A 12622-nucleotide genomic window follows, 5' to 3' on the forward strand; every position below is an offset into this window, starting at 1 on the left:
AACCACGCGGAACAGCGACAAGGCGCAAAAACGTCCTGCTCCGGTGAAAAATCACACCATGTTTACCATTCAACAGATTAGGGTGCTCATGAGCATGGCACCACAGCGGAAGAGGGAGGCGGCACTGACGCACACCCGCCAGTCGCCACACGGCAAAACACTCCGCATCGCCACGTTATCGCACCACGCTTCCGTTCCCGGCTACAACACAGCGCATAACAATTCATCACAGATAATGTCTATCACGACGGCAAAAAATGATAGACGCACGCTGAATTCATTGCGCCGCCGACGGGAGACCGTCTCGACGAAGCGTAAGCGCCTACCAACCGTATAAGCATAGATTGCACGCTATTCTACGTGAATTTTTCCTGACAAAAAGGCCAATTCATTATCCGTCACAATATTTTTTCCAACTAGAGAACCGGTCGCGATTTTGCAAAAAAATCGCCCTGCCCACCGGCGATCCCTTTCTCCTGTAGCACTCGCCACTCCTCGTGACTCCGTACCCCGGTGGCGAAGACCTGAGCCAAGGTGCCTTCGCAGGCACCGGTGATACTTTGTACAAACAACTGGTTTTCGATGCGCTGGTCGATGTTGCGGACCAACGCCGGGTGCAGCTTGATCAACGCCACCTGCAACTGCTTGATGTAGGTGGTGCTGACGATGCGTAACCCCGCCTGCGCCACCACCAATTGGCAATCGAGGCCACGCAGCAGGCGCAGGATGGGGGCTAGGCGCGCCTGATGAGCACAGACATCGGCCTCATTCAGCTCGATCAGGATGCGCCGACGCAATGCGCGCTCGCTCTGCAACAGGGTATCGCGCAGCCAACGCTGGAAGCTGCGCTGTAATAATGAGTCAACCGTCAACGGAAAGGCCAGCCTTTGCCCCGGTAAGCGACGCAACAACGGAATAATCTGACTCACCATCTGACGATCGAAGCGTTCCGCCAGGCCGAGTTGCTGCACCAGCGGCATAAACTCAGCGCTGGGGATCGGCTGATTACCGTCGTAGATAAACGGCAAAATATAGTGGTGATGCACCGCGCCGGCTACCGTCACCGCCGGTTTATGGAACAGACGCGCGCCCCCACGCGCCAGCGTCTGCTCCAGCAGCGTGCGCCAGCGCACGCTGCCACGCACCAATTCCGGCTGCGGAATGGGATCGACATACCAGCCGTTGCCGCCTTGCAGGCTAGCGTTACGCGCCGCCTGCTCGGCGCGATCCATCACCGCCTCGACCTGCTCGCCGGCGCGGTAAAGCGTGATGCCGATATGCAGCACCTCATCGGCGATCACACCCGGCGCCGCGGGAATAGCGGCCAGCGAGGCCAACAGTTGGGCAGCGAACCCCTCCGCCTCCTTCTGCGAACGGTGCGGTAACAACACGGCGAAATTATTTTGGAAGTAATGCGCCAGCAGGCCGGAGGGATAGCGCATCACATAGGTCGACAGCATATTGGTCAGCGCGTAGCGGAACTCCTCACGCTCGCGCCGCCCCGGCTGATCGGCTAACGCCTCCAGATCGGGCAGGCGCAGGATCATCACCACGCCATGCGCGGCCTCATCTTCCAACAGCGTCGTGAGCTGATTGTCGAAGAACAGGCGGTTATTCAACCCGGTACGCGAGTCCTGCGCAGCGAAGGCGCGGATCAACGAGTCGATGCGGCTGCGCTCCTCGCGCGCCTCGGCCAGTTCCCATAATAGCCGGTCCAGGGCGCTACTGGCACTGGCCGGCAACTCGTTCAGGCTGCCAATGGCACTGAGATCGCGTTCACCGGCGAGGATACGGCGGGAGCGCCGCTCCAGACGCTCGACCCCCTGCATCTGCCCACGCAGCCAACGGTAGGCAAACACCAGCATGATCACCATGATGGCAATGGAAAGCGAAAGCGGGAACATACGCTCTAACGAATGGCTATAGCTGGCTGTTGGTTCGATATACACCATCTTCAGACGGTAGCCCGGATGTTGCAGCAGCGGGGCCTCGAAATGACGCAGATTATCGCGTGTATGCCAGGCGCGGTAGAGTGCCGGCAGATGGTGAGCGTAGACCTGACGATCATCATGGTAGACCGCCAGTTCGACCGCGCCTGCCGAGCGCATCATCACCGGCAGCCAGCGCTTGACGCTGTCGGGAGACTCGACCAACAACTGTTGATCGATCATTGCCGTCAGGATGTTGAGTTGTGTCTCGGCGCGTTGGTGCGTCTGGTTATAAAAGCTATAGGTGCTGCCCAACAGCATGAGGAACATGCCCAGCGCCACCAGCAAGGTAATGAAGGCAAAGAGTTTGGTCGTAATACGCATCCCTGTCCCTACCCGATCCGTTACACATCGCGGCCCATTCCGCCTGACGATGCACTACCGCCCGACACTGGCCGGAACGGCGCCCCCACACCTCGCGTCGCGCAGGCATAGTATCATTTCTACGAATTATTTTAGCCGACTTCATTTCTACTTTTACTACAAATGGCCGCGCGCGCCTATCATCGTCGTCATAACCGGCCTGACTGAGCCGCGGTTTTGCCAACGCACGCATTCATAGCGGATGTAATCATTAGAAATACATTTAAAAACAATAAACTATCTCAATTAATCAGGGTGAGGCGTGGCACGGGTCGCGCGTGCTGCCCGGTGGGGGATGTTCCCAGGTCACGCACAGGTGAGATCACGGCCATAGCGGGCGGGGGCCGATTACTGGTATAGAATAAGCTGCGTCGCCCTCCTCTGCACTGGGCGGCATTGAGCCACTTTATCAACAGGATGCCACCATGAAAGCATTGCTACTCGAACAACGCGACGGCCAAACCCTCGCCCATATCCAAAACCTGCGCAGCGATGATCTCCCGGCGGGCGAGGTGCTGGTCGACGTCGATTGGTCGAGCCTGAACTATAAGGATGCGCTAGCCATTACCGGTAAGGGTAAGATCGTCCGCCAGTTTCCGATGGTCCCCGGCATCGACTTTGCCGGCGTCGTCAACCAGAGCAGCGATGCCCGTTTCGTCCCCGGCCAGGCGGTGTTGTTGACCGGCTGGGGCGTCGGCGAACATCATTGGGGCGGGCTGGCACAGCAGGCCCGAGTGCCGGCTGACTGGCTGTTGCCGTTACCGCAAGGGCTAGATGGTCGTCAGGCGATGATCATCGGCACCGCAGGTTTCACCGCCATGCTGTGCGTGCTGGCCCTGGAAGAAGGTGGCGTCACCCCGGAGCGCGGCGAAGTGCTGGTCACCGGAGCCAGTGGCGGGGTCGGCAGCACCGCCGTCGCCCTACTCAGCCAACTGGGTTACCGCGTGGTCGCCGTCAGCGGGCGCGAGGAGAACCACGACTATCTGTTGGCGCTCGGCGCCGAACGCGTCCTGGCACGCGCGGCGTTCCAGACACCGGCACGCCCGCTGGAGAAACAACTGTGGGCTGGCGCTATCGATACCGTCGGCGGCGAGATCCTGGCCAAGGTACTGGCGCAAATGGATAGCAACAGCACTGTCGCGGCCTGCGGGCTGGCCGGCGGCTTCACCCTGCCCACCACCGTGATGCCGTTTATTCTGCGCAATGTCCGTCTACAGGGGGTGGACTCGGTGATGGCTTCGCCCAAGCGCCGCACCCTCGCCTGGCAGCGTCTGGCGGCACTCTTGCCGGAGCGCTTCTACCAACAGTGCGCCCACGAGATCACGCTGGAGCAGGCGATCCCAGCGGCGGCCGATCTGTTGGCTAACCGCATCACCGGCCGTACCTTGGTACGTTTGCGCTAACGGCGCCAACGCGCGGTGGCGAGCCCGCCGCGCGTAACTATAACAATTTTGTGATACTCCCCGCCTCCGCGCTATTTCCTGCCATGATGTCATCATCCCCCTCATCACCAAGGAGTCGAATATGGCCCGATACCCGAAACTGCGCGACAGCGATGTCACCCCGGAAGCGCTCTTCTTTCAGCGCCGCCGCGTGTTAAAGGCGCTCGGTATTAGTAGCGCGGCGCTGGCCTTAACTCCCCTAGCCCAAGCCAATTTATTATCTTGGTTTAAGGGCAACGATCGTCCCCCAGCACCGCCGGGCGATCCCTTGACCTTTACCCGCCCCGCTGCCTGGCAGGCCGATCTTCCCTTGACCCCCGAGGATAAGGTCAGCGGTTACAATAACTTCTATGAATTCGGTCTGGATAAGGCTGATCCGGCGGCCAATGCCGGGTCGTTGCGTACCGCGGGCTGGAAAGTCACCATCGACGGCGAGGTGGCCAAGCCGATGACCCTGGATATGGATGATATCCTGCGCCGCTTCCCGTTAGAGGAGCGCATCTACCGTATGCGCTGCGTGGAGGCCTGGTCGATGGTGATCCCCTGGGTCGGCTTCGAACTAGGACACCTGCTACGCCAGGCCGAGCCCACCAGCCGGGCTCGCTATGTCGCGTTCACCACCCTGTACGACCCCGAGCAGATGCCGGGTCAGAAGGATCGCTTTATCGGCGGTGGGCTGAAATATCCCTATATTGAGGGGCTACGCATGGACGAGGCCATGCATCCGTTGACCCTGCTCAGCGTCGGCGTCTACGGCAAGGGCTTAGCGCCGCAAAACGGCGCGCCTATCCGCCTGACGGTGCCGTGGAAGTATGGCTTCAAGAGCATCAAGTCCATCGTTCATATCCGCCTGGTAGAGAATGCGCCGCCCACCACCTGGAATCAGCTCGCCCCGAACGAGTATGGCTTCTACGCCAACGTCAACCCGCAGGTGGACCACCCGCGCTGGTCTCAGGCCAGCGAACGCTTCATCGGCAGCGGTGGCCTATTGGACGTCAAACGCCAGCCGACGTTACCGTTTAACGGCTATGGCGAACAGGTCGCCGCATTATACCAAGGCATGGATCTGAGGAAGTTCTATTGATGAAGCGGCTGAGTACGTCTCACATTACCTGGCTAAAGATCGCCATCTGGCTGGCTGCCACCCTGCCGCTGCTGTGGCTGCCGCTGGCGGCGTCACAGGGGTGGCTCAGCGCCGATCCGGCCAAGGACATCCAACATTTTACCGGGTTGATGGCACTGAAGCTGCTGCTGGCGACCCTGCTGGTTTCCCCCCTGGCACGCCTTGGTCATCAGCCCGCGCTGATGCGCACCCGACGCCTGTTAGGGTTGTGGTGCTTCGCCTGGGCCAGTCTGCATCTACTGAGCTACCTGATGCTGGAGCTGGGCGGCAACCTGAGGCTCCTGGGCAGCGAACTGTTGCGCCGCCCTTACCTCACGCTGGGACTGGCAGCCTGGTTGATCCTGTTGGCGCTAACACTCACCTCGACCCGGCGAGCCATGTCGGCGCTGGGTGCGCGTTGGCAACGCTTGCACAATCTGATCTATCTGGTGGCGATCGCCGCGCCGATCCACTATCTCTGGTCGCTCAAGACCCTCTCTCCGCCGCCGTTTTTTTACGCACTCGGCGCGCTGATCTTGTTAGCATTGCGTTATCAAAAAATCCGCCAATGGTGGCGATAACCAATGGAACTTGCAGCGATTTTTAGTATCTAATCGCTACTGTGCTGACGCGCCCGCCAGCGAGGCGGGTTGCATATCTTCGCTGATTCGACCAGTATTCAGCTGCGAATTGAACCGAAATCATTATAATGCCCGACCTTGTATGTCGATCGATGCCACAAATTAGCAGAGAAAGAGTGACAAGGCGGCGACATCGGGTTATTTTGGCAAAATTCGTCTGATTGCCGGAGATGGCAGCACAATGGCCAACAAGTTCAACATTTTGCTTCTCAACGGTCCCAATCTGAATATGCTAGGCGTACGCGAGCCGGAAAAATACGGCAGCCAGACGCTGGCGCAGATTACGGCACGCTTGGATCAACGAGCACAGACGCTCGGCGTGCAGCTGCGCCATGTGCAGTCCAACGCGGAGCATGAACTGATCGCCCAGATCCATGCCGCCTTCGGCAATACCGATTTTATTTTGATTAACCCGGCAGCGTTTACCCATACCAGCGTAGCGCTGCGCGATGCCCTGCTGGCGGTGCAGATCCCGTTTATTGAGATCCACCTGTCCAACGTGCATGCCCGCGAGCCGTTCCGTCACCATTCCTATCTGTCGGATGTCGCCGTGGGAGTCATTTGCGGCCTGGGTGCCGAGGGGTATGAATATGCCCTACAGGCGGCGGTTAACCGCCTGACGGCATCACGCTAAACCGGAGTGTGCGCCTGTCTGCCGCCGTGCGCGGCGTGCATCCACAATCTTCGTAACAACAACGAGTACGGAATCACACATGGATATTCGTAAAATCAAGAAACTGATCGAACTGGTTGAAGAGTCCGGCATCGCTGAGCTGGAAATCTCGGAAGGTGAAGAGTCAGTACGCATCAGTCGTGCCCCGGCGATGGCCAGCATGCCAGCCATGCAACCGTTCTACGCCGCCGCCCCTGCGCCGCAGCCGGCACCGGCGGCAGCGGCTCCGGCTGCGGCGGTAACGCCAGCCGACAACGGTAATGCGGCCCTGAGCGGCCATGTCGTCCGTTCTCCGATGGTCGGTACCTTCTACCGTACGCCGAGCCCGGAAGCCAAGGCGTTTGTCGAAGTCGGTCAGCAGGTTAATGCCGGCGATCCGCTGTGCATCGTTGAAGCGATGAAAATGATGAACCAGATCGAAGCCGACAAATCCGGTGTAGTGAAGGCGATCCTGGTCGAAAACGGTCAACCAGTTGAATTCGACGAGCCGCTGGTCATCATCGAATAACGGGGCGAACATGCTAGATAAAATTGTTATCGCTAACCGTGGTGAAATCGCCCTGCGGATCCTGCGCGCCTGTAAGGAGCTGGGGATCAAGACCGTAGCGGTGCACTCCACGGCGGATCGCGATCTGAAACACGTACTGCTGGCGGACGAAACCATCTGCATCGGCCCGGCGCAGTCCGTTAAAAGTTACCTCAATATTCCGGCTATCATCTCCGCGGCGGAGATCACTGGCGCGGTGGCGATCCACCCGGGATATGGGTTCCTGTCTGAAAACGCCGACTTCGCCGAGCAGGTGGAGCGTTCCGGTTTTATCTTCATCGGCCCCAAGGCGGAAACCATTCGCCTGATGGGGGACAAGGTCTCCGCCATCAACGCAATGAAGAAAGCCGGCGTGCCGTGCGTACCGGGCTCCGATGGGCCGTTGGATGATGACATGGAGAAAAACCGCGCCATCGCCAAGCGCATCGGCTACCCGGTGATCATCAAGGCCTCCGGCGGCGGCGGCGGCCGTGGCATGCGTGTCGTACGAGGCGACAAGGATCTGGCGCAATCCATCCTGATGACCAAGGCAGAGGCCAAGGCAGCCTTCAACAACGACATGGTCTACATGGAGAAGTACCTGGAGAATCCACGTCATATCGAGATCCAGGTGCTGGCCGATGGCCAAGGCAACGCTATCTATCTGGCCGAGCGCGACTGCTCCATGCAGCGCCGCCACCAGAAAGTGGTGGAAGAGGCACCGGCACCAGGCATCACGCCGGAGCTGCGTCGCTATATCGGCGAGCGCTGCGCCAAGGCCTGTGTCGACATCGGCTACCGCGGCGCGGGAACCTTTGAGTTTCTGTTCGAAAACGGTGAGTTCTACTTTATCGAGATGAACACCCGTATTCAGGTCGAACACCCGGTCACCGAGATGATCACTGGCGTCGATCTGATCAAAGAACAGCTACGCATTGCCGCTGGTCAACCGCTGTCGATCAAACAGCACGAGGTGCAGGTACGCGGCCACGCGGTCGAGTGTCGCATCAATGCCGAAGATCCCAAGACCTTCCTGCCCAGTCCGGGCAAGATCACCCGCTTCCATGCGCCGGGTGGCTTCGGGGTGCGTTGGGAGTCCCACATCTACGCCGGTTATACCGTACCGCCGTACTATGACTCCATGATCGGTAAACTGATCTGCTACGGTGAGAACCGCGACGTGGCCATCGCCCGCATGCGAAATGCGTTGGCGGAGTTGATCATTGATGGCATCAAGACCAACATCGAGCTGCAACAGTCGATCATGAACGACGCGAATTTCCAGGCCGGTGGCACCAACATCCACTACCTGGAGAAGAAACTGGGCCTACAGGACAAGTAATCGCCGTCCGTATGGCACACTCCTCAAAGGCCGGGCAACCGGCCTTTTGCTTTCCTGGTGCTAAGCCGACGCTGCATCGACGGGCGCATTGCCGTACAATTCCCTGCTTTTGCTTATTTGCTTACCAACACTGGGAGATCCCATGGATGCACGTTTCGCGCAGGCGCACCGTGAGGCCCGCTGGGCTTTATGGCTGACCCTGGCCTATCTGCTGGCTTGGCTGGCCGCCGGCTATCTACCCGATAGCCTGTTGGGAATCACCGGCCTACCGCACTGGTTCGAAATGGCCTGTCTACTGCTGCCGCTGTTATTTATTCTGTTGTGTTGGGCGATGGTTCGCCTGATTTTCAAATCGATACCGCTAGGGAGCGATAATGCAGACTGACGTAATCCTGCCTCTGATTGGCTACCTGGTGCTGGTCTTCGGCCTATCGTTCTACGCCTACCGTCGCCGTCAGAAAGGTAACTTTCTCAACGACTACTTCCTCGGCGACCGGTCGATGGGCGGCTTCGTGCTCGCCATGACCCTGACCGCGACCTACATCAGCGCCAGTTCATTCATCGGCGGTCCCGGCGCGGCCTATAAGTACGGGCTCGGCTGGGTACTGCTGGCGATGATCCAGTTGCCCGCCGTATGGCTCTCGCTGGGCGTACTGGGCAAGAAGTTCGCCATCCTGGCGCGGAAGTACCAGGCGGTAACACTCAATGACATGCTGTACGCTCGCTACGGCAGCCGCCTGCTGGTGTGGGTCGCCAGCCTCAGCCTGCTGGTCGCCTTTATCGGCGCGATGACAGTGCAGTTTATCGGCGGCGCCCGTCTACTGGAGAGCGCCGCCGGCATCCCCTACGATGCCGGGCTGTTGATCTTCGGGGTGACCATCGCCCTATACACCGCCTTCGGCGGCTTCCGAGCGAGCGTGTTGAACGACGCCATGCAAGGTCTGGTGATGCTGCTTGGTACCCTGTTGCTGCTGGCGGGGATCATCCATGCCGCTGGCGGGATGCACGCCGCCGTCGAGACCCTACAACGCATCGACCCCAAGCTGGTGTCGCCGCATGGCGCCGACGATATCCTGAGCCTGCCGTTTATGGCCTCCTTCTGGATCTTGGTCTGCTTCGGAGTCATCGGCTTACCGCACACCGCCGTGCGGTGCATCTCTTATAAGGATAGCAAGGCGGTGCATCGCGCCATCATCATCGGCACCATCGTCGTCGCGCTATTGATGCTCGGCATGCATTTGGCGGGCGCACTCGGCCGGGCGGTACTGCCCGATTTGACGGTGCCGGACATGGTAATCCCGACGCTGATGGTACGGGTATTGCCGCCCTTCGCCGCCGGCATTTTCCTGGCCGCACCGATGGCGGCGATCATGTCAACGATCAACGCCCAACTGCTACAGTCCTCGGCAACCATTGTCAAAGATCTGTATCTTGGCCTGCGTCCTCAAGCGCTACATAACGAACGCCGTTTGGCCCGCTTGTCGGCGGCCTCGACCTTGATTCTTGGCGCCCTGTTGCTGCTGGCGGCCTGGCGGCCACCCGAGATGATCATCTGGCTGAACCTACTAGCCTTCGGCGGGCTGGAGGCGGTGTTCCTCTGGCCGTTGGTGCTGGGGCTATACTGGGAGCGGGCCAACGCGCACGGCGCACTCAGCTCGATGATCGCCGGAGCCGCCAGCTACGCCTTGCTGGCCAGCCTAAAGATCCAACTGTTCCACCTGCACCCGATCGTGCCCTCCCTGCTGTTGGGATTGCTGGCCTTCTGGGTAGGAAACCATTTCGGCAGCCGTACGCCCCCTGCGCTCGCTGCCAGCGAATCAACCGACTAGTAAAAGAGACATGCCATGCCTTGGATCCAAATCAAAATCAACTCCACCGGCCGTCAGGCGGAGACCCTGAGCGACGCGCTGATGGCGTGCGGCGCCGTTTCGGTTACCTTCCAGGATAGCCACGATAATCCGGTGTTCGAGCCACTGCCGGGCGAAACCTTGCTGTGGGGCGATACCGACGTCATCGGCCTGTTCGATGCCGAGACCGAGATGACCGAGGTGGTCGCCGAGCTGGCGCGCCACCCGGCGCTCGGTAATGGTTTCCACCATAAGATCGAACAGATCGAAGACAAAGACTGGGAACGTGAGTGGATGGATAACTTCCACCCGATGCAGTTTGGCCGACGCTTGTGGATCTGCCCGAGCTGGCGCGAAATCCCCGATCCCGATGCGGTCAACGTGATGCTCGATCCGGGGCTGGCCTTCGGTACCGGTACCCATCCGACCACCGCCCTGTGTCTACAGTGGCTCGATGGATTGGATCTGGCCGGCAAGACGGTGATCGACTTCGGCTGTGGCTCCGGCATTCTGGCTATCGCCGCCCTGAAGTTGGGCGCCGCGCGGGCCATCGGCATCGACATCGATCCGCAGGCGATCCAGGCCAGCCGCGACAATGCCGAGCGCAACGGTGTCGCCGAACGCTTAGAACTCTATCTGCCACAGCAGCAACCCGCCGATCTCAGCGCCGATGTGGTGGTCGCCAACATCCTGGCCGGCCCGCTGCGTGAGCTGGCACCGCTGATCAGCTGCCTGCCGCGGCAAGGAGGGCATCTGGGGCTCTCTGGCATCCTGGCGAGCCAGGCGGAGAGCGTCTGCGAAGCCTACCGTGACCAGTTCGCGCTGGATGCCGTGGCCGAACGCGAAGAGTGGTGTCGCATCACCGGCGTGCGCCGTTAAGCGCCATGGCTGGCGGCGGCCTCTGCCGCCAGCCGATCTCCCTATTCCGTGCGCCCTTGCTGCCGCTTTCGGCATCGCAAGACGGCGCGCCATTCGCGCCCCCTCACGCATGGCAGGTCATCGGCTACTTTTGCAGCGCATTCAAGAAGAAAATGAGACTCCGCTCGCATAAAATAGTGCGATCATGCTGATAAAAACAGCAATCGCCTCGAGATGCACTGTTTCCTTTGCGTGACAGTCACAATAACTTTGCAGAAAATAATCCAGCATAATTTTTACGCAAAAATAAATAAGCAATTGTTTATATTGTATTATTTTGACGATATGTCGCGAGCATCCCGCTTTCCTTGATCTACGACAGCTGATTGTTCAAAGTTTGGCCTTTCATATCGGCGCAAAAATGCGTAATATACGCGCCCTTGCAGGCACAGTATGGTCACTCTTTGTCTATGCGCATCGGAAATATCCAACTTAAAAATCGCCTTATCGCCGCGCCCATGGCGGGCATCACCGATCGCCCCTTTCGCACGTTGTGCTATGAGATGGGCGCCGGAATGGCGGTTTCCGAGATGCTCTCTTCCAACCCGGAAGTGTGGCGCACGGATAAGTCCCGGCTGCGCATGGTGCATATGGATGAGCCAGGTATCCGAGCCGTGCAAATCGCCGGTAACGACCCCGATGAGATGGCCGCGGCAGCTAGAATCAATGCAGACTCTGGCGCGCAGATCATCGACATCAACATGGGTTGTCCGGCTAAGAAGGTAAATCGCAAACTGGCCGGCTCTGCCCTGTTGCAGTACCCCGACCAGGTGGAACAGATCCTCCGCGCCGTGGTTGGTGCGGTGACGGTTCCGGTGACCCTTAAGATACGCACTGGCTGGGATCCGGCGCACCGTAACTGTGTCGAGATTGCCCAATTGGCTGAACGCTGTGGCATTCAGGCCCTGACCATTCATGGCCGAACCCGTGCTTGCCTATTTAACGGCGAGGCCGAGTACGACAGCATTCGGACAGTTAAGCAGCATGTTTCCATTCCGATCATCGCGAACGGAGACATAACTGACCCGCATAAAGCCAAGGCGGTGCTCGACTACACTGGAGCGGATGCTCTGATGATTGGTCGCGCCGCCCAGGGAAGACCCTGGATCTTCCGGGAAATCCAGCATTATCTGGACACAGGGGAGCTGCTGCCGCCCATGCCCTTGGGCGAAATAAAGCGGCTATTGGCCGGGCATGTCAAAGAGCTGCATGATTTTTATGGCTCGGGAAAAGGACTGCGCATCGCCCGTAAACACGTGTCCTGGTATCTCCAGGCACACGCCCCGAATGACCAGTTTCGGCGCACATTCAACGCCATTGAGGACGCCAGCGAGCAGCTGGAGGCGTTGGAGGCATACTTCGAAAAACTTAGCGTAAAAAAAGAGCTGACAGAACTATGTTCGAACAACGCGTAAATTCTGACGTACTGACCGTTTCTACCGTTAACTCTCAGGATCAGGTGACTCAAAAGCCCCTGCGTGACTCGGTTAAACAAGCACTGAAGAACTATTTTGCTCAACTGAACGGTCAGGACGTAAACGACCTGTATGAGCTGGTACTGGCTGAAGTGGAACAGCCTCTGTTAGACATGGTGATGCAGTACACCCGCGGCAACCAGACCCGTGCAGCCCTGATGATGGGCATCAACCGCGGTACGCTGCGCAAGAAACTGAAAAAATACGGCATGAACTGATTAATATCAGTTAACATATTGAAAAAAGGCGCGGTTCCCCTCTGGGTGCCGCGCCTTTTTTATCGTCTCGCTCCCATTAACTTTCCC

Annotated in this window: 12 protein-coding genes; 11 read left to right on the plus strand and 1 reads right to left on the minus strand. The window is 59.0% G+C overall.

Annotated elements, in window-relative coordinates; all coding sequences use genetic code 11:
- Window positions 1–416 precede the first annotated feature (416 nt).
- Window positions 417–2312 (minus strand): RNase E specificity factor CsrD, encoded by a 1896-nt coding sequence (gene csrD / locus EHO01S_RS10745; RefSeq protein WP_024523945.1) that lies wholly within the window; start codon window positions 2310–2312, stop codon window positions 417–419.
- A gap of 464 nt (window positions 2313–2776) precedes the next feature.
- On the opposite strand from csrD, the gene acuI reads away from it, so the two are divergent.
- The 11 genes from acuI (at window position 2777) to fis (ending at window position 12535) form a co-directional block, all read left to right on the plus strand.
- A complete protein-coding gene (gene acuI / locus EHO01S_RS10750) occupies window positions 2777–3754 on the plus strand; it encodes an acrylyl-CoA reductase (NADPH) (protein ID WP_024523946.1) in 978 nt (325 codons plus the stop codon).
- Between the two features lie 121 nt (window positions 3755–3875).
- Entirely contained in the window at window positions 3876–4877 is a 1002-nt protein-coding gene (gene msrP, locus EHO01S_RS10755) for a protein-methionine-sulfoxide reductase catalytic subunit MsrP (protein ID WP_024523947.1), read from the plus strand.
- On the plus strand, window positions 4877–5476 hold the full coding sequence (gene msrQ, locus EHO01S_RS10760) for a protein-methionine-sulfoxide reductase heme-binding subunit MsrQ (RefSeq protein WP_024523948.1): 600 nt from the start codon (window positions 4877–4879) through the stop codon (window positions 5474–5476). Before msrP ends, msrQ begins: the two co-directional genes overlap by 1 nt.
- Before the next feature lie 241 nt (window positions 5477–5717).
- Window positions 5718–6170: a type II 3-dehydroquinate dehydratase gene (aroQ, locus tag EHO01S_RS10765; protein ID WP_024523949.1), complete on the plus strand. Its 453-nt coding sequence runs from the start codon at window positions 5718–5720 to the stop codon at window positions 6168–6170.
- A gap of 79 nt (window positions 6171–6249) precedes the next feature.
- Window positions 6250–6717: an acetyl-CoA carboxylase biotin carboxyl carrier protein gene (accB, locus tag EHO01S_RS10770; protein WP_024523950.1), complete on the plus strand. Its 468-nt coding sequence runs from the start codon at window positions 6250–6252 to the stop codon at window positions 6715–6717.
- A 10-nt stretch (window positions 6718–6727) separates the two neighbouring features.
- Window positions 6728–8077 (plus strand): acetyl-CoA carboxylase biotin carboxylase subunit, encoded by a 1350-nt coding sequence (accC, locus tag EHO01S_RS10775; RefSeq protein ID WP_024523951.1) that lies wholly within the window; start codon window positions 6728–6730, stop codon window positions 8075–8077.
- Between the two features lie 142 nt (window positions 8078–8219).
- Window positions 8220–8462, plus strand: a complete 243-nt coding sequence (locus EHO01S_RS10780) for a DUF997 family protein (RefSeq protein WP_024523952.1) — start codon at window positions 8220–8222, stop codon at window positions 8460–8462.
- Entirely contained in the window at window positions 8452–9906 is a 1455-nt protein-coding gene (gene panF, locus EHO01S_RS10785; RefSeq protein WP_024523953.1) for a sodium/pantothenate symporter, read from the plus strand. The genes EHO01S_RS10780 and panF overlap by 11 nt, the downstream gene beginning before the upstream one ends.
- Window positions 9907–9921: 15 nt before the next feature.
- Complete coding sequence (prmA, locus tag EHO01S_RS10790) at window positions 9922–10803, plus strand: 50S ribosomal protein L11 methyltransferase (RefSeq protein ID WP_024523954.1); 882 nt, start codon at window positions 9922–9924, stop codon at window positions 10801–10803.
- 449 nt (window positions 10804–11252) lie between these two features.
- Entirely contained in the window at window positions 11253–12257 is a 1005-nt protein-coding gene (gene dusB, locus EHO01S_RS10800) for a tRNA dihydrouridine synthase DusB (protein WP_024523955.1), read from the plus strand.
- Entirely contained in the window at window positions 12239–12535 is a 297-nt protein-coding gene (gene fis / locus EHO01S_RS10805) for a DNA-binding transcriptional regulator Fis (RefSeq protein WP_000462905.1), read from the plus strand. Before dusB ends, fis begins: the two co-directional genes overlap by 19 nt.
- The last annotated feature ends 87 nt before the right edge of the window (window positions 12536–12622 follow it).

It is taken from the genome of Edwardsiella hoshinae NBRC 105699 = ATCC 33379 (genome assembly GCF_000474215.1).
In the GTDB taxonomy this organism is placed as follows: Bacteria; Pseudomonadota; Gammaproteobacteria; order Enterobacterales; family Enterobacteriaceae; genus Edwardsiella; species Edwardsiella hoshinae.